Annotated in this window: 19 protein-coding genes; 10 read left to right on the top strand and 9 right to left on the bottom strand. The window is 72.4% G+C overall.

Going from position 1 to position 21,653, the window contains the following annotated elements:
* Position 1 precedes the first annotated feature (1 nt).
* Positions 2-1,531 (bottom strand): glycoside hydrolase family 10 protein, encoded by a 1,530-nt coding sequence (locus OUY22_RS21550; RefSeq protein WP_270156881.1) that lies wholly within the window; start codon positions 1,529-1,531, stop codon positions 2-4.
* Positions 1,532-1,619: 88 nt separating this feature from the next.
* Between OUY22_RS21550 and OUY22_RS21545 the strand changes: the two genes are divergently transcribed.
* From OUY22_RS21545 to OUY22_RS21530, 4 genes are all read left to right on the top strand, one after another.
* Positions 1,620-3,050, top strand: a complete 1,431-nt coding sequence (locus OUY22_RS21545) for a glycoside hydrolase family 3 protein (RefSeq protein WP_270156880.1) — start codon at positions 1,620-1,622, stop codon at positions 3,048-3,050.
* Positions 3,047-3,928 (top strand): MurR/RpiR family transcriptional regulator, encoded by an 882-nt coding sequence (locus OUY22_RS21540; RefSeq protein WP_270156879.1) that lies wholly within the window; start codon positions 3,047-3,049, stop codon positions 3,926-3,928. The genes OUY22_RS21545 and OUY22_RS21540 overlap by 4 nt, the downstream gene beginning before the upstream one ends.
* Before the next feature lie 129 nt (positions 3,929-4,057).
* A complete protein-coding gene (locus OUY22_RS21535) occupies positions 4,058-4,270 on the top strand; it encodes a hypothetical protein (protein ID WP_270156878.1) in 213 nt (70 codons plus the stop codon).
* Positions 4,267-4,704 carry a PIN domain-containing protein gene (locus OUY22_RS21530; protein ID WP_270156877.1) on the top strand — a complete coding sequence of 146 codons (438 nt, stop codon included), beginning with the start codon at positions 4,267-4,269 and terminating at the stop codon, positions 4,702-4,704. The genes OUY22_RS21535 and OUY22_RS21530 overlap by 4 nt, the downstream gene beginning before the upstream one ends.
* A gap of 21 nt (positions 4,705-4,725) precedes the next feature.
* On the opposite strand, the gene OUY22_RS21525 is transcribed toward OUY22_RS21530, so the two are convergent.
* Both OUY22_RS21525 and OUY22_RS21520 read right to left on the bottom strand, forming a co-directional pair.
* Positions 4,726-5,508 (bottom strand): IclR family transcriptional regulator, encoded by a 783-nt coding sequence (locus tag OUY22_RS21525; protein ID WP_270156876.1) that lies wholly within the window; start codon positions 5,506-5,508, stop codon positions 4,726-4,728.
* A gap of 105 nt (positions 5,509-5,613) precedes the next feature.
* Positions 5,614-6,465, bottom strand: a complete 852-nt coding sequence (locus OUY22_RS21520; protein WP_270156875.1) for a bifunctional methylenetetrahydrofolate dehydrogenase/methenyltetrahydrofolate cyclohydrolase — start codon at positions 6,463-6,465, stop codon at positions 5,614-5,616.
* Positions 6,466-6,589: 124 nt separating this feature from the next.
* Here OUY22_RS21520 and OUY22_RS21515 point away from each other — a divergent pair, with 124 nt between their 5' ends.
* From OUY22_RS21515 to OUY22_RS21505, 3 genes are read left to right on the top strand one after another with little or no spacing between them, the layout of a single operon-like run.
* Positions 6,590-10,765: a glycoside hydrolase family 38 N-terminal domain-containing protein gene (locus tag OUY22_RS21515; RefSeq protein WP_270156874.1), complete on the top strand. Its 4,176-nt coding sequence runs from the start codon at positions 6,590-6,592 to the stop codon at positions 10,763-10,765.
* The gene (locus OUY22_RS21510) at positions 10,762-11,568 is read left to right on the top strand and encodes a DUF7158 domain-containing protein (protein ID WP_270156873.1); all 807 of its coding nucleotides are present in this window, start codon (positions 10,762-10,764) and stop codon (positions 11,566-11,568) included. Before OUY22_RS21515 ends, OUY22_RS21510 begins: the two co-directional genes overlap by 4 nt.
* The gene (locus tag OUY22_RS21505) at positions 11,568-12,560 is read left to right on the top strand and encodes an ROK family protein (RefSeq protein WP_270156872.1); all 993 of its coding nucleotides are present in this window, start codon (positions 11,568-11,570) and stop codon (positions 12,558-12,560) included. Before OUY22_RS21510 ends, OUY22_RS21505 begins: the two co-directional genes overlap by 1 nt.
* On the opposite strand, the gene OUY22_RS21500 is transcribed toward OUY22_RS21505, so the two are convergent.
* From OUY22_RS21500 to purN, 3 genes are all read right to left on the bottom strand, one after another.
* Positions 12,539-12,721: a hypothetical protein gene (locus tag OUY22_RS21500; protein WP_270156871.1), complete on the bottom strand. Its 183-nt coding sequence runs from the start codon at positions 12,719-12,721 to the stop codon at positions 12,539-12,541. The genes OUY22_RS21505 and OUY22_RS21500 overlap by 22 nt on opposite strands.
* A 117-nt stretch (positions 12,722-12,838) precedes the next feature.
* Positions 12,839-14,380 carry a bifunctional phosphoribosylaminoimidazolecarboxamide formyltransferase/IMP cyclohydrolase gene (gene purH, locus OUY22_RS21495; RefSeq protein WP_270156870.1) on the bottom strand — a complete coding sequence of 514 codons (1,542 nt, stop codon included), beginning with the start codon at positions 14,378-14,380 and terminating at the stop codon, positions 12,839-12,841.
* Positions 14,377-15,024, bottom strand: a complete 648-nt coding sequence (gene purN, locus OUY22_RS21490; protein WP_270156869.1) for a phosphoribosylglycinamide formyltransferase — start codon at positions 15,022-15,024, stop codon at positions 14,377-14,379. Before purN ends, purH begins: the two co-directional genes overlap by 4 nt.
* 58 nt (positions 15,025-15,082) lie before the next feature.
* Between purN and OUY22_RS21485 the strand changes: the two genes are divergently transcribed.
* Entirely contained in the window at positions 15,083-15,502 is a 420-nt protein-coding gene (locus OUY22_RS21485) for a hypothetical protein (protein ID WP_270156868.1), read from the top strand.
* 21 nt (positions 15,503-15,523) lie between these two features.
* On the opposite strand, the gene OUY22_RS21480 is transcribed toward OUY22_RS21485, so the two are convergent.
* The 3 genes from OUY22_RS21480 to sucC all read right to left on the bottom strand — a co-directional run bounded on the left by OUY22_RS21480 (position 15,524) and on the right by sucC (position 19,411).
* Positions 15,524-17,152 (bottom strand): cell division protein PerM, encoded by a 1,629-nt coding sequence (locus OUY22_RS21480; protein WP_270156867.1) that lies wholly within the window; start codon positions 17,150-17,152, stop codon positions 15,524-15,526.
* 198 nt (positions 17,153-17,350) lie between these two features.
* Entirely contained in the window at positions 17,351-18,226 is an 876-nt protein-coding gene (gene sucD / locus OUY22_RS21475) for a succinate--CoA ligase subunit alpha (protein WP_270156866.1), read from the bottom strand.
* Positions 18,227-18,229: 3 nt separating this feature from the next.
* Positions 18,230-19,411, bottom strand: coding sequence for an ADP-forming succinate--CoA ligase subunit beta (gene sucC, locus OUY22_RS21470; protein ID WP_270156865.1), 1,182 nt, complete (start codon positions 19,409-19,411; stop codon positions 18,230-18,232).
* 496 nt (positions 19,412-19,907) lie between these two features.
* On the opposite strand from sucC, the gene OUY22_RS21465 reads away from it, so the two are divergent.
* Both OUY22_RS21465 and OUY22_RS21460 read left to right on the top strand, forming a co-directional pair.
* Positions 19,908-20,513 (top strand): hypothetical protein, encoded by a 606-nt coding sequence (locus tag OUY22_RS21465; RefSeq protein WP_270156864.1) that lies wholly within the window; start codon positions 19,908-19,910, stop codon positions 20,511-20,513.
* 328 nt (positions 20,514-20,841) lie between these two features.
* On the top strand, positions 20,842-21,612 hold the full coding sequence (locus OUY22_RS21460; RefSeq protein WP_270156863.1) for a hypothetical protein: 771 nt from the start codon (positions 20,842-20,844) through the stop codon (positions 21,610-21,612).
* Positions 21,613-21,653: the final 41 nt, after the last annotated feature.

The following is a 21,653-nucleotide window of genomic DNA, read 5'->3' as shown; positions in this document are numbered from 1 at the left end:
CTCAGATGACCCGGAAGCCGTTGCTGGGCCTGCTGGTCCGGTTCACCCGGTCGACCGCCACCACGTAGTAGTGGTCGCCGCGCCTGCCCTCGGGGTCCTGCCAGCGCACCTGCCGGTCACCGGGGACGACTGCGACCAGGTGGCGGGCGTCCTCGAACGCCGCGTCCCCCGCCGGACGGGGGAAGCGGAAGATCGCGAACTGGAACGGCTCGTCCCTGCCGGTCGCCACCGCTCGCACCTCCACCCCGCCCTGCTTGCGCAGCGCGTAGGCGAGCACGGGACGCGCCGGCGCCTTCCCGTCCGCCAGGCGCGGCAGCACCGGCGCGAGCGCGGGCCGGACGTAGTGGTCGTCGACCGCCGTGCTCACCGAGGCGATCCGGTCCTGGCGCAGGTCGTTGGCGTTGTACCAGATGTCGCCGCTGATCTGCGGATGGTCGCGGTTGAGCGTGAGGTGGTCGGACAGCTCCTTCGGGTCCTGCCACTCGGGCGCCTGCGCCGGGTCGCCCGCCTTGTAGGCCGCCTGACCGATCCACAGCAGCGTGCCCGTGCCGTCGGCCACGTCCGACCACCAGGGCACGAGCTTGGAGTAGTCGGCCGGCGGCTGCCCGATGTACCAGTAGAGCTGCGGCGCAATGTAGTCGAGCCAGCCCTTCTTCACCCAGCCGCGGGTGTCGGCGTGCAGGTTGTCGTACGACTGGCCGCCGTTGGTCTCCGAGCCGAGCGGGTCGGTGCCCCTGTTGCGCCAGATGCCCGACGGGCTGATGCCCCAGGCGACGTCCGGCTTGACCTCGCGGACCCGCTGCTGCATCTCCGAGACCATCAGGTCGACGTTGTGGCGGCGCCAGGCGGCCAGGTCGGGGAAGCCCGCGCCGTACCTGGCGAACTCCTCGGCGTCGTCGAAGGCCGTGCTGTTGACCGGGTAGAAGTAGTCGTCGAAGTGCAGGCCGTCGATGTCGTACTTCTTGAGCGCGTCCAGCATCGCGTCCTGGCAGAAGGTCCGCACCTCCGGGATGCCGGGGTTGTAGTAGAGCTTGCCGCCGTACGCGACGATCCAGTCGGGGTTCCTGCGGCCGGGGTGGTCGGGGTGGAGCTGGTTCGGGTCCGCCTGCATCGACACCCGGTACGGGTTGAACCAGGCGTGGAAGGCCAGGCCGCGCTTGTGGGTCTCCTCGACGGCGAAGCCGAGCGGGTCGTAGCCGGGGTCCTGGCCCTGCACGCCGGTGATCCAGTGCGACCACGGCTCGTACGGCGACGGCCAGAACGCGTCGGCGGTCGGCCTGATCTGCACGAACACCGAGTTGAGCCGGCGCTGTTCTGCCAGGTCGAGCCAGGCCAGGTACTCGGCCTTCTGCTGCTCGACGGTGAGCCCCTGCCGGGAGGGCCAGTTGATGTTCACCACGGACGCGATCCACATGCCGCGCATCTGACGCAGCGGGGGAACGTACTCGGTGGACGCGAAGGCGGGCAGAGGGACGGTGGTGGCGGCTGCGGCGAGGGCGAGACCCTTCAGGAGAGTCCTTCGGCTGGGCATGGGGGGTGGCCTCCCGAGAGCGGTTGTGTCGAGGGCGACGATGACAGAAAATTACCTTCAGATCAACAACCGTGAAGGAAAATGCCGCATGACCGCAGACCTGTCCAGGCTGGCCATGACCGTGCTCCAACCGGGTTACGCCGGGGCCTCGCTCCCCGACTGGATGCGCGGGGCGCTCGACCAGGGATTGGGCGGCGTCGTGCTGTTCGCGCGCAACCACCCGCTGGACCGGGCCGCCCGGCAGATCCGCGAACGGCGCCCGGACGCGATCGTCGCCGTCGACGAGGAGGGCGGCACCATCACCCGCTTCGAGGTCGACACAGGCAGCTCGGTGCCCGGCAACCGGGCCCTCGGCGTGGTCGACGACGTCAAGCTGACCGAACGCGTCGGCCGCCACCTCGGCCGCATGCTCGCCCGCGCCGGCGTCACGCTCGACTACGCGCCGACCGCCGACGTCAACGCCAACCCGGCCAACCCCGTCATCGGCGTCCGCTCCTTCGGCCCCGACCCCGCCCTGGTCGCCCGCCACACCGCCGCCTACGTGGCCGGCGTCCAAGGCGCCGGCGTCGCCGCCTGCGCCAAGCACTTCCCCGGCCACGGCGACACCATCACCGACTCCCACCTGGCGCTCCCGGCCGTGCGCGCCTCCCGCGACCTGCTCACCGAACGCGACCTGCCGCCGTTCCGCGCCGCCGTCGAGGCCGGGGTGCGGTCCATCATGTGCGGCCACCTGCTCGTGCCCGCCCTCGACCCGGACCTGCCCGCGACGCTCAGCCGCGCCGTGCTCACCGACCTCCTGAGAGGCGAGCTGGGCTTCGACGGCATGCTCGTCACCGACGCCATCGAGATGCGGGCCGTGGCCGCCCTGTTCGACCCCGGCGAGATCGCCGTCCGCGCCCTGGCCGCCGGCGCCGACGCCGTCTGCGCGGGACTCGTCACCGAGGACGGCCTGTACGCCATGCGCGACGCCCTCGTCCAGGCCGTGCGCGACGGCAGGCTGCCGGAGGAGCGCCTCGCCGAGGCCGCCGCCCGCGTCCGCGCCGTCTCCGCCTGGCACGCCGGCCAAGCCGGCCTGCGCGACCGGGCACTCGCCGAACCGGACGACCCCGCCGGGCTCGAGGCCGCGCGGGCCGCGCTCACCGTGACCGGCTCCGGCAGGCTCACCGGCCCGCCGCTCGTGGTCGAGGTCAACACCCGCCACAGCCAGGCCGTCGACCAGGACAACCCGAGCGGCGTCACCGCCGCCCTGTCCGCCGTCCTGCCCGGCACCCGCCGCGTGCCGCTCGAACCCGGCGGCGCACTGCCGCCCCTCGGCACCGGCCCCGCCGTCCTCGTCGTGCACGACGCCGCCCGCCACGCCTGGGTCCGCGAGCGCGTCGCCCAGGCCGTACGGGAGCGCCCCGACGTGATCGTCATCGACACCGGCATCCCGGCCGAGCCCACCGGCGCCGCGCATCTGGCCACCCACGGCATCTCCCGCGTCTCCGCCCAGGCCGCGGCCGAATGGCTGGTCTCGTGAACGACGGCCCACCCGAGCCCGCCGGCCCCGCCAGCCCCGTCGCCGCGGTGCGCGCCGTCCTGCCGTCGCTCACCCCGGCCGCCCGGGCCATCGCCCGCATCATCCTCGACGACCCCGGCCTCGTCGTGCGCAGCACGATCACCGAGTTCAGCACGGTGTCGGGCACCAGCGAGGCGACGATCGTCCGTACCGCCAGAGCCCTCGGCTTCACCGGCTACTCGCAGCTGCGCTTCGCGCTGGCCGCCGCCGTCGCCAAGGAGCCCGAGCGGCTCGTCCCCGGCGACCTCGCCCCTGACGACCCGCTCACCGACGTCATCGCCAAGGTCGCCCGCGCGGAGTCGCAGGCCCTCGCCGACACCGCCGCCCAGCTCGACCCCGAACGGCTCGACGAGGTCGTCACCGCCATCGTCGCCGCCCGCCGTGTCGACGTCTACGGCGTCGCCGCCTCCGGCCTGGTGGCCGCCGACATGTCGCAGAAGCTCCTCAGGATCGGCCTGTCGAGCCACCCGTTCAGCGACGCCCACCTGGCGCTGACGAGCGCCGCGCTGCTGCGGCCCGGCGACGTGGCGGTGGCGATCAGCTGCGGCGGCGAGACCCCCGACGTGCTCGTCCCGGCCCGTACCGCCGCCGACACGGGGGCGCTGGTGGTCGCCATCACCAACAACCCCCGTTCGTCCCTGGCCGAACTGGCGCACCACACCCTGGTGTCGGCGGGCCAGGAGACGGCGTTCCGCCCCGGCGCGCTGGCCAGCCGGATCAGCCAGCTGCTGATCGTGGACTGCATCTTCGTGGGGCTGGCGCAGCGGACCTACGACAAGGCGGACGCCGCCATCCGCGCCACCCGCCAGGCCACCGACCGCTACAGCCGGCGTTCATGACGGGCACTCAGAAGGGACGCTCTGACAGCGGATCTCTGGACCGATGACCCGAGCCCCGGACAGAGTCCTCTATGCGACTCCTAGTGGCATACTTGTCGCATGGCCTCTCCACAGCCCGCGGACCCGACAGTGAAGAAGTCGGTGACTCTTCGTCGTTCGCTCGCCGAAGAGATCGAGAGCCGGACCGGTCCTCGCGGCTTCTCTCACTTCGTCGACCAAGCGGCCGAATATGGCCTGGCACTCCTCAAGGCTGAGGAGATCGTCATCGATCACGAACGCAGGGTCGGCCCGATCTCCGACGAGGTCATGGAGGAGGCCAGGCGGGCATGGTCCGGCGAGTGAAGCGATCGGGTGCCGCGTTTCCGACGCCCGTGTTCGTGCTGGACGCGCAGCCGTTCTCTCTCCTGGCCGAGGATGATCCCAAGATCGTGGCCCGGATCGCCATAGCCCGGCAAGAGGGGTTCATCCCCGCGATCAGCGCCGTGACACTGGCCGAAGTGCGCCGCTCGGGGGCTATCGGCAGGCGGCTCATCTGGCAGCGGGCGCATCTGACCGTCGTCCCCGCGACCGAGGCGGTCGCGGATCTGGCCGGGCTGCTGTTGGAGGACGCGGGTCTGGATGGGCATGAATGCGTCGTGGACGCTCTGGTCGTGGCCTCCGCCGCCGCTGGGAACGGTCCGGCCAAGGTGGCTTCGAGCGATGGGTCACACGTCCCCAAGCTGATCGCGGCGGCGAAGCTCAGGCGAGAGGCGCCGATCGGATGGGTGCCGGTCTGAGCGGCTCCCGCGTGCTCACGCCTAGCCATGCGGCGCACCGGGGGCTGGAGACAGCGACGCCAGGTCCGCCTCGATCTTGGCGGCAGTGGCCAGCAGGGGCGGGAGGAGTGTGCGCCGGGCCTGCTGCACCGTGGTCCGGCTGGCGTGGGTGGAGACGTTGACGGCCGCGACGACCGCCCCTGAACGGTCCCGGACGGGGGCGGCGATCGACCGCAGGCCCTCCTCCATCTCCTGGTCCACCATGGCCCAGCCGCGCTCCCGGATCCCGTCCAGCTCCTCGCGCAGCTCCGCCGGGGTGGTGACGGTGCGCGGGGTCAGGCGGCGCAGGCCGGCGCGGGCCAGGTAGGCGTCGAGGTCCGCCGGGGGCAGGCCGGCGAGCAGGACGCGGCCCATGGAGGTGCAGTAGGCGGGGAAGCGGGTGCCGATGCTGATCGACACGCGCATGATCCGGGCGGTGGCGACGCGGGCCACGTACACGACGTCCTCGCCGTCCAGCACCGCGACCGAGGCGGACTCGTGCACCTCGGCCGCCAGGCGTTCCAGGTGGGGTGCGGCGACCTCGGGCAGCGACAGGCTGGACAGGTAGGCGTACCCGAGCTCCAGGACACGCGGGGTGAGGGCGAACAGCCGCCCGTCGTTGCGCACGTAGCCGAGGTCGGTCAGGGTGAGCAGGAAGCGGCGGGCGGCGGCGCGGGTGAGGCCGGTCGCGCGGGCCACCTCGCTCAGCGTCAGCCGGGGGGCGGTGGCGCTGAAGGCGCGGATCACGGCCAGGCCGCGGGCCAGCGACTGCACGTGGTCGGCCATGGTTCCCTCCGCGCCTCCTGTGCCGTTCGCACAGCGAATGCTCGTACGTATAGCGAACAGCATAGCCAGCGACGACGCCGGCACCGGAGAGAGCCGGCGCGCGCCCTAGGCGAGCCGGCGCTCGGCCGCCTCCACGACGTTGGCCAGCAGGAGGGCGCGGGTCATCGGGCCGACGCCGCCGGGGTTGGGGGTGAGGAAGCCCGCCACCTCGGCCACGTCCGGCGCCACGTCACCGGCGATCTTGCCGTCGACGCGGGAGACGCCGACGTCGAGCACGGCGGCGCCCGGCTTGACCATGTCCTTGGTGATCAGGCCCGGCACGCCGGCCGCCGCCACCACGATGTCCGCCCGGCGCACGTGGCCGGCCAGGTCCTGGGTGCCGGTGTGGCAGAGGGTCACGGTGGCGTTCTCGCTGCGCCGGGTCAGCAGGAGGCCGAGCGAGCGGCCCACGGTGATGCCCCGCCCGACCACGGCCACCTCGGCGCCCTTGATCGGGACCCCGTACTCCTGGAGGAGCAGCACGATGCCGTGCGGCGTGCAGGGCAGCGGGCCGTCGACCATGTGGACCAGGCGGCCGAGGTTGACCGGGTGGAGGCCGTCGGCGTCCTTGGCGGGGTCCATCCGCTCCAGCAGGGCCATGGTGTCGAGGTGCTTCGGCAGCGGGAGCTGGACGATGTAGCCGGTGCAGGCGGGCGAGGCGTTGAGCTCGTCGACGGCGGCCTCGACGTCGGCCTGGGTCGCGGTCGCCGGAAGGTCCACGCGGATGGAGGCGATGCCCACCTCGGCGCAGTCGCGGTGCTTGCCGGCGACGTAGATCTGGCTGCCGGGGTCCTCGCCGACGAGGACCGTGCCGAGCCCGGGGGTGACGCCGCGCTCCTTGAGTGCGGCCACGCGGGTCGTCAGGTCTGCTTTGATCTTCGCCGCGGTGGCCTTGCCGTCGAGTCTCACTGCGCTCATGCGTCCAATCCTTCCATGCCGCTCCCCCGCGCCTTTCCCTGGCCTTTTCCCGGCCATGACATCGTTGTCATCGCCTGCGCGAAGGCATAGTGTGGGCCGTCGGTCCCGGGTGTTAGGGGTTGATTTGTCTGCTCGCCTGCTGGCCGCCGAGCCGACCGACCTGTTCGTGGGGCCGGCGGACCGTCCCCGCCAGGTGCTGAAGGTCACCGTCACGCGCGGCCCGCGCGAGGCGGCGCTGGAGGTGCGCGGCGACGGCCTGCGCGGCCACGCGACCGTGCCCCCGGGGGACGGCCCGGTCACCCTGGAGGTGCCGCTCGACGCCGAGGCGCCGCCGGGCGCGGTCGTGCCGTGCGTGGTCACCCTGGAGGGCGAGACGCTGGACGTGACCGTTACGGCCGAGTCGCCCGGGTGGACCGTCTTCATGGTCTCCCACTTCCACTACGACCCGGTCTGGTGGAACACGCAGGCCGCGTACACCAGCCCGTGGGAGCTGCTGTCGGCCGACGCGACCACCAGGCCGCTCTGGGAGCGCAACGCGTTCGCGCTGGTCGAGGCGCACATCGAGCTGGCGCTGCGGGACCCGGACTACCGGTTCGTGCTGGCCGAGGTGGACTATCTGAAGCCGTTCCTGGACACCCACCCCGAACGCCGCGCCGACCTGCGCGCCCTGCTCGCCGAGGGCCGGGCCGAACTGGTCGGCGGCACGTACAACGAGCCCAACACGAACCTGACCGGGGCCGAGACCACCATCAGGAACCTCGTCTACGGCATCGGCTACCAGCGCGACATCCTCGGCGGCGACCCGCGCACCGCCTGGCAGCTCGACGCGTTCGGGCACGACCCGCAGTTCCCCGGCTACCTGGCGGCGGCCGGGCTGACCGGCAGCGCCTGGGCCCGCGGGCCGTTCCACCAGTGGGGGCCGATCAGCAAGAACTTCAGGGTGGCCAGGGACGACGCCGCCCTGATGCAGTTCCCCAGCGAGTTCGAGTGGATCGCGCCGTCCGGGCTGGGGGTGCTGACGCACTACATGCCCGCGCACTACTCGGCCGGCTGGTGGATGGACTCCGCGCCGACGGCCGATGACGCCATGGCGGCCGTGTACGAGCTGTACAGGTCGCTCAAGCCCGTCGCCGCCACCCGGAACATCCTGCTGCCCGTCGGCACCGACTACACCCCGCCGAACAAGTGGGTGACCGAGATCCACCGGGAGTGGAACGCGCGCTACGTGTGGCCGCGGTTCGTGTGCGGGACACCGCGGGACTTCCTCGACGCGGTTCGTACGGAAATTTCGGCCTTCAGCCCGCAATCACGGGACATGAATCCGATCTATACCGGCAAGGACGTCTCGTACATCGACACCAAGCAGGCCCAGCGGGCCGCCGAGGTCGCGGCGCTCGACGCCGAGCGGCTCGCCACGCTCGCCGCGCTGCTCGGACTCGGCCGCTACCCGCACACCGCGCTGGACAAGGTGTGGCGGCAGCTCGCCTACGGCGCGCACCACGACGCGATCACCGGCTCCGAGTCCGACCAGGTCTACATCGACCTGCTGACCGGCTGGCGCGAGGCGTACGACCTGGCGGCGGACGCCCGCGACCGGGCGCTGGACGCGCTGATGAGCCAGGTGGCGGTGGACGGGCGCAGCGTGGTGGTGACGAACACGCTGCCGTTCGCCCGCGACGGCCTCGTCCACGTGCGGCTCGGTCCCGGCCTGCGGGTGGCGGACCCGGCGGGCGCGGAGATCCCCGCGGTGGCCGAGGACGGCACGCTGGCGTTCCTGGCCCGCGACGTGCCCGCGACGGGCTGGCGCGCCTACCGGATCGTCGAGGGCGCGGCCGAGCCGTGGCGGCCCCTTCCCGGCACGACCGCCGAGAACGAACGCTGGCGGGTCGTCGCCGACCCGGCCAGGGGCGGGGCGCTGACCTCCGTCGTCGACCTGGCCGACGGCCGCGAGCTGCTCACCGGCCTGGGCAACGAGCTGCGCCTGTACGAGGAGTACCCCCAGCATCCGGACATGGGCGAAGGACCGTGGCACCTCATGCCCACCGGCCCCGCCCTCGGGTCCGGCGACGCCCCGGCGACCTCCGCGCGCGCCGAGACCTCCCCCGTCGGGCAGCGCGTCATCGTCACCGGGCGCTGCGGCGAGATCGCGTACGAGCAGACCATCACGCTCATGAACGGCTCGGACCGGGTGGACTTCAGCACCCGCGTGCTCTCCTACAGCGGCGCCGACCGCCTGCTCAGGGTCCGGTTCCCGGCGCGCGTCGAGGGCGCGCTGCCCGTGTCGGACGTGGCGGGGGCGGTGGTGGGGCGCGGGTTCGCGCTGCCGGACGCGGACTCCGCCGCGCACCCGTGGACGCTCGACAACCCGGCCGCCACCTGGTTCGGCCTGTCGTCCACCGCCCGGGTCGACCTGGGCGAGGCGGGGGCGCGGGCGATCGGCGTGGCCGAGATCGTGGTGCCGGGACCGGCGGACGCGCCCCGGGCCCGCGCGCTCGTCGCCGCTCTGGCCCGCGTGGGGGTCACCGCCACCACGTCCACCGCCTCCGGCACCCGGTACGGGTGGCTGGACGTGGACTCGAACCTGCCCGACGTCCGCATCGTCCTCGGCGGGCCCGGCGTCAACCCGGTCGCCGCCGAGCTGCTGTCCCGCTGCGACCCGGCCTTCCTGGAGGCGGTCGAGGCGGGGGCGCCGCGCGTGTGGGTGCCCGCCGAGCGCCCGCTCACCGAGGTGTGGCGGCCCAGCGCCGACCTCCGCGACCTGCGGTCACTCCCCGCCCTCGTCGTGACCGATCCGGCCGCCGGGCCGGTCGATGAGCCGGTCGACGCGGCGGTCGACGGGCTGGTCGCTGATCTGGCCGACGCCGTCGTCACGGCCGTATGCCCGGCCGGGGTCGAGCGGCTCGACGACCGGACGGTGGCGCTGCTCACGTACGGACTGCCGGGCTTCGCGGTGGACCCGTCGGGGGCGCTGCACCTGTCGTTGATGCGGTCATGCACAGGCTGGCCCTCAGGTGTCTGGCTCGACCCGCCGCGCCGCACCGGGCCCGACGGGTCGGCGTTCCAGCTCCAGCACTGGACGCACGAGTTCTCGTACGCGCTCACCGGCGGGCCGGGCGACTGGCGGGCGCACCGGCTGCCGGCCGCCGGGCAGGAGTTCAACACCCCGCCGCTCGCCCGCGTGGTGGACCCGGCGGGCGGGTCGCTGCCACCGGCGCACTCGCTGCTGCGCGTCGAGCCGGACCGGGACGTGCTGCTGGGCACCCTCAAGGCCACCGGCAACCCGCTCGCCCACGGCCGCGCCCGGCACGCCGACGCATCCGTCACCCTCCGCCTGGTCGAGGCCACCGGCCTCGGCGTCACGGCCGCCGTCCACTCCCCCCTGCTCTCCGCCGCCCTGACCTCGGCCGACCTCCTCGAACGCCCCCTCGCCCCACCCTTCACGGACGGGGTGCGGCTCGGCGGGGCCGAGGTGGGCACCTTCCTGATCCCCGCCGGGCCGTTGGAGACCGGCCCCGAGCTGGGGGCCGTGCGCGAGGCCGCGCAGCCGGTCTACGCGCGCTACTGGCTGCACAACAAGGGGCCGGCCCCGCTCGGCTACCTGCCGGTGTCCGTCGCCGTGACGCCGGGGCTCGTCACTCCTGACGGGCCGTTCGAGGTGGAGGTCGTCGTGGCGTCGCACCTCACGGACGCGGCGCACGAAGGCGTCGTGGAGGTGCGGCCGCCCGACGGGTGGGCGGCGCTGCCGTCACGGCGGCCGTTCCGCGTCGAGCCGGGCGGCCACGTGCGCTTCCCCGTCACCATCACCCCCGCTCCCGGCCAGGGCCTGTACTTCGTCGCCGTCCGGACGGAGGTCGGCGGGCAGGTGATCGAGGACGTCGCCACGGTGGCGCTCGGCGACGCCCCCGAACTGCCCGTGCCCGGCCCTGCCCCCGCCGACGCCGACGCCGTCCGTGGCACGACCGCCGCCGAGGCCCGCCCCACCGGCCTGTCGGTGACCACCCTCACGGACGCGCTCACGCTGCGCCCCGGGGACCGCGCCGGGCTCACCGTACGGCTCGCGAACGGCACCGACGGCGACATCCGGGGCGAGGCCCAGCTGGCCGCACCCTGGGGCACGTGGGAGCTGCTCCCCACGGTGATCCGGGGCTTCTCGGTGCCCGCCGGGCAGACGCGTGACGTGACGTTCCCCGTGGAAGTGCCGCCGGACGCGCCGGAGGGCCGCTTCTGGGCGCTGCCCAAGGTCATGTGGTTCGGCCGCTGCCAGTACGCCGCCACCGTCGGCCTGGAGGTGACCCGGTGACGCGCGCCGCCATCGGGTTCGTCTTCGGCAGGCCCGTGGCGCGGCCCGAGCTCGACCGCCGGATCGCCATGCTGCGGGAAGGGCCGCTGCGCTCGGCGCTGCCTGCGCCCGGCAGCGCCGAGGACCGGCAGCTGGCCCGCTGGCTGACCCAGGTGATCCTGACCGAGGCGCTCTGCGAGGTCGAGGCCGCCCGGCTCGGGCTGGCCCCGATGGACGACGCACCGCTCGACCGGCTCGCCGCCGTGGAGCTCGGGTCCATCAACGCCGCCGCCTACCAGGGCAGCCCGTGGGTGCGCGCGGTGTACCGGCACGTGGCCGCGACCGCCGTGGCGCCCTCGGCCTGGCGTTCCTCTCCCGTACGAGCCTCTGAGGAAGCCCGTCACCTGGTGCGGTACGCCCTGTTCGACGACGGGGAGACCGCCGGGCGGGCGGGGCCTGACGACCTCGAACCGCTGGGCGCGGTGACACTGGACTCCCTCCCCCGCGTCCTGGCCGAGGCCCTGCGCCGGGGGCCGCCGGGAACGCTCGTCGGCCCCGTACAGGACGCCCTGGGCTGGCACGTGGCGGTCGCCGAGCCCGCGGACGACGAACCCGCGCACGGCGAGACGCCCGCACTCGCGGACGGCCGACCCGCGCACGGCGAGACGCCCACGCTCGGGGACGATCGGCCCGCGCTGGACGCGGCGCGGCGGCTCGCGTTCGCGCGGTGGGTCGACGAGCGGCGGGCCGCGGCGGTGCGGCTCGTACCCGGCCTGGAACATCCTGGCGATCCTTGCCAGCCCGACAACCACCACAAACATTGATGAATCACGTACTTGCCATCGATATCGGCGGGACCAAGCTCGCCGCCGCGCTCGTGGACGCGAGCGGGTCCGTCCTGCGCTCCGCCACCCGGCCGACACCTCGGCAGCAGGTCATGGCCGCGCTGGAGGGCCTGATCGAGGAGGTGACCCGAGACGGGCCGGAACCGGTGGCGGCCGGGATCGGGTGCGCGGGGCCGCTGGACCTGGCCGCCGGCGCCGTGAGCCCGGTGAACATGCCGAGCTGGCGCGGCTTCCCGCTCCGGGACGAGGTGCGCGAGCGGACCGGGCTGCCCACCGTCCTCGCCGGGGACGCGCAGTGCATGGCGCTGGGCGAGCACTGGCTCGGCGCCGGTCAGCGCAGTCGGGCGCTGCTCGGCGTCGTGGTGTCCACGGGGATCGGCGGCGGACTCGTGCTCGACGGCACGCCGGTGCTCGGCCCCACCGGGAACGCCGGGCACGTCGGCCACATGAGCGTGGACCCGTACGGGGAGCGCTGCGAGTGCGGCGGCCGCGGCTGCGTCGAGCGGTACGCCAGCGGGCCGAACCTGGCGCGCTGGGCCCTGGAGAACGGCTGGACCCCCGGCCTCGCCTCATCGAACCGCAGACGACCGAACGAGCCCTCTCCGGACCGGGGCGCGCCCTCTTCCGATGAGGTGATCCCGGACGCGCCGTCCGGAGACGCACGGACGTTGGCGCGGGATGCCGCGGCGGGTGACTCGGTGGCGGTGGCGGCGTTCGAGCGGGGTGCGAGGGCGCTGGCCGGGATGATCGTCTCCACGGCGGCCGCCGTCGAGGTGACCACGGCGGTCATCGGCGGGGGCGTCTCCCAGGCGGGGCCGGTGCTGTTCGGGCCGCTGGAGGCGGCGCTGGACGACATCGGCGGGCTGGGGTTCGTCAGGGCCGTCGAGGTTCGGCCGACCACGCTGGGGGTGCGGGCGGGTCTCGCCGGGGCGGCGCGGCTGGCTTGGGACTACTCGCGGTCGGCGAGCTGAGCCTCGCGGCGCTCGATGATCCTCCGCGTGAACGGGATCAGCTCCATGGCCCTGCCGCCGAGGTAGGCGCCGATGAAGGCCAGGGCGATGAGCAGGAAGGGGCTGGTGGCGAATCCATTCACGGCCAGGAGGGCGTGCAGGGATGCGTCGAGCAGCGTCATGGAGCACTCCGTGGGGGAATGGGACACGCGACGCGCATCAGATTAACCGGACAAGGATCGTGCTGATGCACTTTTCCGGCAAATCGGCGGCCCGAGGCCGGGCCGCCGAGCCGCCGATCAGTGGAAGAAGTGCCGCGTGCCGGTCATGTAGAGCGTGATGCCCGCCTTCTCCACCGCGTCGATGACCTCCTGGTCGCGTACGGAGCCGCCCGGCTGGACGATCGCCCTGACGCCGCCCTCGATGAGCACCTGCGGCCCGTCGGGGAACGGGAAGAACGCGTCGGACGCGGCCACCGAGCCCGCCGCCCGCTCGCCCGCGCGGGTGACCGCGAGACGGCAGGAGTCGACCCGGTTGACCTGCCCCATGCCCACGCCCACGGTGGCGCGGTCGGCGGCCAGCAGGATCGCGTTGGACTTGACCGAGCGGACGGCCCGCCAGGCGAACGCCAGGTCGGCCAGCGTCTCCGGGGAGGCCGGCGCGCCCGCCTTGAGCTCCCAGGCAGACGGGTCGTCGCCGGGCGCGTCGATCCGGTCGACCTGCTGGACGAGCAGCCCGCCGTCGATCCGGCGGAACTCGGCCGCGCCCGCCGGGCCCCGCGGGCAGGCGAGCAGGCGCAGGTTCTTCTTCTGGGTGAGGATCTCCAGCGCCTCGGGCTCGAACGCGGGCGCGATCACGACCTCGGTGAACACCTCGGCGATCTGGCCCGCCAGGGCCGCCGTGACCGGCCCGTTGACGGCGATCACCCCGCCGAAGGCGGAGACGGGGTCGCAGGCGTGGGCCTTGCGATGGGCCTCGGCCACGTCGGCGCCGACGGCGATGCCGCACGGGTTCTGGTGCTTGATGATGGCCACGCACGGCTCGGCGAAGTCCCACGCGGCCCGCCAGGCGGCGTCGGCGTCGAGGTAGTTGTTGTAGGACATCTCCTTGCCGTGCAGCTGCTCGGCGTTGGCCGGCCCGTCGCCGCCGCCGGTGTAGAGAGCCGCGCCCTGGTGCGGGTTCTCGCCGTAGCGCAGCTCGGCCTTGCGCCGCCAGGTCGCGCCCATGAAGGCGGGCCAGTCGCCCTCGGCCGCGTACGCGCTGCCGAACCAGGAGGCCACGGCCACGTCGTAGGCGGCGGTGTGGGCGTAGGCGATGCCCGCCAGCCGCTTGCGCTCGGCCTGGCTGAACCCGCCCTGCCGCAGCGCCGCCAGCACCTCGCCGTAGAAGCCGGGGTCGACCACGACCGCGCAGGTGTTGTGGTTCTTGGCCGCGCCGCGGATCATGGCGGGGCCGCCGATGTCGATCTGCTCGACGCACTCCTCCGGCGACGCCCCCGAGGCCACCGTCTGCTCGAACGGGTAGAGGTTGACCACGACGAGCTGGAACGGGTCGATCTCCAGCTCCTCCAGCTGGGCCACGTGGCTCGGATTGCCGAGGTCGGCCAGCAGCCCGGCGTGGACCCTGGGGTGGAGCGTCTTGACCCGCCCGTCGAGACACTCGGGGAACCCGGTGAGCTGCTCGACCTTGGTCACCGGGATGCCGTACGAGGCGATGGCGGCGGCCGTGCCGCCCGTCGACACGATCTCCACCCCCGCACCGTCCAGGCCCCTGGCCAGCTCTTCCAGCCCTGACTTGTCGTACACGGCGATCAGGGCGCGCCGGATGGCGATGCGGGTCACGAGTTTTCCCCTCCGATGTGGTTGCCGATGCGGACGGTCCGTCCGCTGACCGTCCAGCCCTCGCGGACCATCCGGCCGACGGTGTCGACGAGCAGGCGGCGCTCGACGGTCTTGATGCGTTCGTGCAGCCCGGCCTCGTCGTCGCCGGGCAGCACGCGCACGGGCTCCTGGGCGATGATCGGCCCGGTGTCGACGCCGGCGTCGGCCAGCATCACGGTGCAGCCCGTCACCGTCACCCCGTAGGCGAGCGCGTCCCGCACGCCGTGAGCGCCGGGAAACGACGGCAGCAGCGCGGGATGGGTGTTGACCACCGGGAACGACTCCAGCGTCGGGGCGCCGAGGATCTTCATGAAGCCCGCCGAGATCACCAGGTCGGGCTCGTGGGCCGCGATGGCGGCGGCGATGGCCACATCCCAATCTTCGCGAGAGGGATAATCACACAGATTACGCACGAAAATGGGTACGCCTGCGCGTGACGCCCTGGCCAAACCTTCGATCCCCTCGCGGTCCGCGCCGACGGCCACCACGCGGGCCCCGTACGAAGGATCGGCGGAAGCGTCCAGCAGGGCCTGTAGGTTTGTTCCAGAGCCGGAGACGAGGACGACGAGCCGCCCAGCCTTAGACACGCACACTCCAATGGACATCGCGGGGTGGGGCTGCAAGCGTATCCGTTCCCTCGCGCGGCGACGCAGAGGAGGTCAGGTGTCGACACCGGTGCAAGCACCGGCCGGTCAGCAGCCCGCGGAGTCCGCGGGCCGCCGAGCGATCTGGTTGTCCATAGCAGCGCTGGCCATGACGTTCATGCTGCCGCTGGCCGGATTGGTCATGGCGGTGTTCGCGCTCGTGGCCGGCATCCGCGCGCTCCCCCTGCTGAAGAGCGCGGGCAAACCCACCGGCGTGGCGTCGGGCGGCATCGCCGTCGCGATGGCAGCGCTGCTGCTCTCGGCCGGGGCGACCTCCATGCAGGTCTACCTGATGGACGAGAACTCGGCCTACCAGGAGTGCATGAAGGGCGCCGGCACCGTCCGCGCGCAGGGTGAGTGCTTCGTGCAGTTCAGGGAGGCGGCCGAGAAGAAACTGCCCCCCGACGTGCTGGAACTGCTCGGCGCGGCCCGGCCCTGAGCCCGCCCTGACGTCGGCGCCCTAGTCGCGGTCCCAGGCGTACGGGTCCACGTAGATCACGTGGCCGCCCTTGTCGTCGGACTCGTCCACGATGTCCTTGCGGCTGGACCGCGACTGGTCCAGCGGGGCACGCGGACGCGCCTGGGCCAGGGTCTCGGCGGCGGCCGTCGCGTGCTCGTCCTGCCAGTCGTCCCTGATGACCGGGATCGGCTGGGTGTCGGCCTCGGTGGCGTCCATCCAGTGACCGGGCAGCGGCCGGGTGTCCGACTCGGCCAGTCCGACCTTGCCGGCCGCCCTGGCGATCGCCGCCCCGGCCTTGCGCACCGGCGCGGCCGCCTTGTCGAGCGGCGCGCGGGCCCTGCGGTTGAGGAGCAGCAGGTTGGTCACGCCGGCCGAGATGCCGGCGGCCACCCCCACCTCCAGCGCGACCGACAGGGCCACCTCCCACACCGGCGGCCCGACCACGGTCAGGCGTCCGCCGCCGATCGGCCCGCCGGACAGCGCGGCCAGCGCCGCCGCCGCCAGTCCGGTCGTGACGCCGGTGAGGAACCCCCAGAGCGGCGCGGCCTCGTACGCGGGCGAGGGCGAGATCCTGGCCACCACGACGCCCGCCACCGCGCCCGCCGCGAACGGCAGCGCGATCACCGCCATCAGCCAGGCGGGCGCCGGGCCGCTGTCGGGCAGCGCGCCCAGCATCGGCAGGCTCGGCACCGTGCCGAGCTGCACGCCCGTCGGCGCGACCAGCGTGTCGGCGCCGACCGAGAACCCCGGCCCGGCGATGTAGGCGAGACCCCAGATGACGGCGTTGAACAGGTAGAGGAGCTGCACCAGCAGGAGCAGCACGCCGCCCACGAACCCCGGCGCGAGCACGTCGGACAGCGCCCGCACCTGGTCGAAGTTGAGCACGACGGCGACCAGCACCAGCCCCAGCCCGGCCACGAGCATGATCGCGGTGGCCACGGCCGTGCCGACGGTCACCGCCCGCACCCGCTCGGGCAGCAGCCGGGGCATCACCCGCCACGGCCCGATCGTGCGCGCGGTGGCGAGCGCGCCGGCCAGGAACGCGAGGATGAAGTGGCTGACCAGCGCCTCGCCGATGGACGGCTTGGTGATGTCGTTGGTGGTGACCAGCGCGATGCCGCCGGCCAGCATCGCGTACGGAGCCGCCAGCGAGACGCCGGCCTGCACGACCAGCACGAGCTGGGCCCGCCGCCGCGCGTTGGCCTGGTCCTTGGGGCTGTTCTTCGGCAGCCGGGCGGGCAGCCGGAGCCGCAGGTCGGCGTCGCGGGCCATCCACCGCCCGGCCTTGTAGAGCAGGAGGGCGGGCAGCACCATCAGCCCCAGGGGCAGCAGCCCGACCCGGCCGCCGGGGATGTCGAAGCCGGCGTGGTGTGCGGCCAGCCAGATCTGCGCGGCCGTGCGGAACACGCCGGGCAGCCCCTGGCCGAGCGTGCCGCGCGGGGCGGCCATCCAGCCGACGATGGTGAGCGTGGTGAGCACGGCGAGCCCGGCGCCGAGCGTGATCGCGGCGGCGAGCATGCCGGACACGGGCAGGGGCCGGCGCGACTCGTCGTCGTCACTCGAGATCCCGGGGAGCTTGCCGAGCACCGACCGGGGGGCGGTGCGCAGCTGGTCGAGTATCGCCGTCACAACAAGCGATTTTCTCAATCTTTCCCGACCGGCGCTTGGTTGACGCGCCGCGTCCGCCCGGTTTATGCGCCGTTTCCGGCACCGGCGGCACCGGACGGCGTTGGACGGCACCACGGTCAGCGGTCAGCGGTCAGCGGTCAGCGGTCGCGGACGTGCCGAAGGCCCCGCGGGGGTCGCGGGGCCTTCGCGCGGGAGCCGTCAGCGGGACTGCATGATCTCCCGCATCAGGCGGGCGGTCTCCGAAGGCGTCTTGCCGACGCGGACGCCGACCTTCTCCAGCGCCTCCTTCTTGGCCTGCGCGGTGCCGGCCGAGCCGGACACGATCGCGCCGGCGTGGCCCATCGTCTTGCCCTCGGGCGCGGTGAAGCCCGCGACGTAGGCGACGACCGGCTTGGTGACGTGCTTGTCGATGTAGGCGGCCGCGCGCTCCTCGGCGTCGCCGCCGATCTCGCCGATCATCACGATCGCGTCGGTGCCGGGGTCGTCCTGGAACGCCTGGAGGCAGTCGATGTGCGTGGTGCCGATGACCGGGTCGCCGCCGATGCCCACGGCGGTGGAGAAGCCGAAGTCGCGCAGCTCGTACATGAGCTGGTAGGTCAGCGTGCCGGACTTGGACACCAGGCCGATGCGGCCCGCGGTGGTGATGTCGGCGGGGATGATGCCGGCGTTGGAGGCGCCGGGCGAGGCGATGCCGGGGCAGTTGGGGCCGATGATGCGGGTCTTGTTGCCCTTCTCGACCGCGTACGCCCAGAACTCGGTGGTGTCGTGGACCGGCACGCCCTCGGTGATCACCACGCAGAGCGGGATCTCGGCGTCGATGGCCTCCTTGACCGCGTCCTTGGTGAACGCCGGGGGCACGAAGACGACGGACACGTCGGCCCGGGTCTTCTCCATCGCCTCCTTGACCGTGCCGAACACGGGCAGGCCCTCGTGGGTGGTGCCGGCCTTGCGGGCGTTGACGCCGCCCACGACGCGGGCGCCGGCGGCGAGCATGCGGCGGGTGTGCTTGGTGCCCTCCGAACCGGTCATGCCCTGAACGATGATCTTGCTGTTCTCGGTCAGCCAGATAGCCATGTGTCACGCACCTACCGCAGCGAGCTCGGCGGCCCGCTTGGCCGCGTCGTCCATCGTGTCGACCAGCTCGACGCGCGGGAGCGCGGCGTCGGCCAGGATCTGTCGCCCGAGCTGGGCGTTGTTGCCGTCGAGGCGGACCACCAGGGGGTGGTTGACCGACTCGCCGCGGCTCTCCAGCAGCTTGAACGCCGAGACGATGCCGTTGGCCACGGCGTCGCAGGCGGTGATGCCGCCGAACACGTTCACGAAGATCGACTTGACCGACGGGTCGGACATGATGATCTCCAGGCCGGCCGCCATGACCTCGGCGGACGCGCCGCCGCCGATGTCGAGGAAGTTGGCCGGGGCGGGCTTGCCGGGGAACGCCTCGCCGGCGTAGGCGACCACGTCGAGCGTGGACATGACCAGGCCCGCGCCGTTGCCGATGATGCCGACCGAGCCGTCGAGCTTGACGTAGTTGAGGTCCTTGGCCTTGGCCGCGGCCTCCAGCGGGTCCTCTGCGGCCTTGTCGACGAAGGCGGCGTGGTCGGGCTGGCGGAAGGAGGCGTTGTCGTCGAGCGTGACCTTGCCGTCGAGGGCCTTCACCTGGCCGTCGGCGGACAGGATCATCGGGTTGACCTCGACCAGGCTGGCGTCCTCGTCGACGAACGCGCACCACAGCTTCTCGATGAGCTCGGCGGCGCCGTCGAGGGACTTCTCCGGCAGCCCGCCGGCGGCCGCGATCTCGCGGGCCTTGGCGCGGTCGACGCCGGTCAGGGGCGAGACCGGGACCTTGGCGACCTTCTCGGGGGTCGAGTGGGCGACCTCTTCGATGTCCATGCCGCCCGCGGCGGAGCAGATGGCCAGGAAGGTGCGGTTGGCGCGGTCGAGCAGGAAGGAGAAGTAGTACTCCTCCGCGATCGCGCTGGCCTCCTCCACGAGCACCTTGTGCACCGTGTGGCCCTTGATGTCCATGCCCAGGATGGCCTGGGCCTTCTCGGTGGCGTCGGCCGCGTCGTCGGCGACCTTGACGCCGCCGGCCTTGCCGCGCCCGCCGGTCTTCACCTGCGCCTTGACGACGACGCGACCGGTGAGCTCCTCGGCGGCGGCGCGCGCCTCCTCCACGGTGTGGGCGACGATGCCGCGTGGCACCGGGATGCCGTAGTCGGCGAAGAGTTCCTTCGCCTGATGTTCGAACAGGTCCACGAGGGTCCGTCCTTGCTTCTCCGACTGAATGTTCGACGGCCCGGGCCACCCCGTACGTACGTGCCGGGCGTTTCCGCCAGTGAAGCCTAGCCCCAGCGCGGACCCTTCCAGGTCACTGGGTCGCGCATGTGCCCGGATGTGACGGTCATCTCACTCCGACCGCGCCCCCTGCACAAAATATGCACGGATAAATCCTCATATATCCACTCATTGAGATATCGCTGTGATCTTTGATCGGCAAGATATGCCCCCTCCTCTCCTTTGACCTAGGATCGCGATGAGAAGAATGATTGCCGGATTGGCATGTGCCGCTGCGGCGACGCTGGCTACGGTGGCGCCAGCGCAGGCCGCGACGGTCAATCCGGTCAAAGCACTCAAGAAGCAGTTCTCTCCCGGCCACGGAGTGCGCGTTTCCGAAACCGCCCGTAGTTACGTCGACGGAAAAGCCGCACTCGTCACCCGGACGACCGGAAAGCTGGTTTTCGGCGAATCCGGCGTGACAGGCTCCGACCTGAGCTTCCGCTACAAGGCGGTCAAGGGCCAGGATCTTCCGCTGACCGCCTCGCTCGGCGCCACACGCACGATCAGCGTGGGCGGCCACACCTACATGCAGGGCGGCCCGTTCAGCGACGAACTGCCCGACGGCAAGAAGTGGATCCGCTACGAGGACGTGGCGGCCTACCAGACCGGCCAGCTCGTCGACATCTTCCACCCGAAGGTGCTCAAGGGCGTGATCGCGGACGCGAAGGTCGTCAAGGGCGACTACAAGGGCACGATCACCCTCAAGAAGCTGGCCGCGCTCCAGGGCGAGAAGCTGACGGGCAACCTGGGCAAGATCAAGGTCGGCTATCTGATCGACACCAACAGCAAGGGCCTCGTGACCCGCGTGGTGAGCGACTGGACGCTCGACTTCGGCGTGCTGGGCGCCAGCCGCTCCGTCACCGAGAGCCGCTACACCGGCTGGGGCGCCAGGGTGAAGATCACCGCCCCGGCGGCGTCGCAGTGGGTCGACAGCTCCGACCTGCTCTCCGGGGACCACGACAGCGACGTCCCGGCCGAGATCTCGGACAACGCGATCAGCTCGCTGGGTCAAGGCCGCTGACGTTCCCCTTCCTCTCCCGTACGTGAGAGGACGCAACAACCCCTGGGCCGGGAACGGCGCGTCGCCTTCCCGGCCGGCACGGGGCGCACGATCCTCGCCTGTTCACCTCGGCGGGGCGGAGTCCGGCCATCTCCTCGTCCCGGCGTGCCTGGACGAGGAGATTCGGCGCATCGCTCATGCCATGGCCGCTCCACGTCCCATTCCCCCCTATGAATCGAGATTCACCATGAAGCGTTTGATCGCCGGTCTCGCGCTGGCGTCCGCCGCGACCTTCGTGACGGCCGTCCCCGCTCAGGCCCAGGCCGCTCCCTAGAACCCGCTCGTCGCCGTGAAGAAGCAGCTCGCGCCGGGCAAGGGCGTGAAGTTCACCGAGCGCACCACCATGAGCACCCCGCTCTTCCGTGACATCTTCGTCCGCCGCACCGGCACGATCGCCTTCCGCAAGAACGGCGTGGCCGCGTCGGACATCACCGGCAAGTTCAACCTCAGGGCCAGTGACCTGGACGACGAGGCGCCGGAGCTGGCCAAGGCGATGGTCAACCCGGAGCGCACCATCTGGCTGGGCAACACCTCCTACCTGTCCGGCGGGATCTGGGCCCACGTCCTGCCCGAGGACAAGAAGTGGTTCAAGCTCTCGCCGGGCACGACCGGCGGCGTCACCGGCGTCTACGGGCAGCCGCTGAACGTCGCCGAGCCGGCCACGCTCAAGGCCATGCTCAAGAACGCCAAGGTCACCGGCAACGGCTACTCCGGCAAGATCACCGTCAACGAGGTCCGCAAGATCTCGCCGTGGTTCCGCCACACGCTCATGATGGACAAGTTCCCGGCCAAGGCGCTCAAGACCCAGATCACGTGGCGGATGAGCGTCAACGCCAAGGGCCTGCCGACGCGGCTGGTGACCACGTACCCGCTGGGCGTCCTCGACGGCGCGCCGAAGAAGAGCGAGACGGTCAGCATCGACACCCGCTACACCGGCTGGGGCACCAAGGTCACCATCAAGGCGCCGAGCGAGGGTGACTCCAGCACCAAGCCGAAGGACGGCGAGGAGGAGACCCTCGAGCACATCGAGATGCTGGACGGCGTGAAGGTCGGCCTGTAGGCGACCGGCCTCCGCACGCAGGCCGTGACCGGGCGACAGCC

Origin of the sequence: Nonomuraea corallina, assembly GCF_027620315.1 — a bacterium.
In the GTDB taxonomy this organism is placed as follows: Bacteria; Actinomycetota; Actinomycetes; order Streptosporangiales; family Streptosporangiaceae; genus Nonomuraea; species Nonomuraea corallina.
Note: the sequence above shows the minus strand (reverse complement) of the source record. Positions and strands in the feature narration are given on the sequence as shown.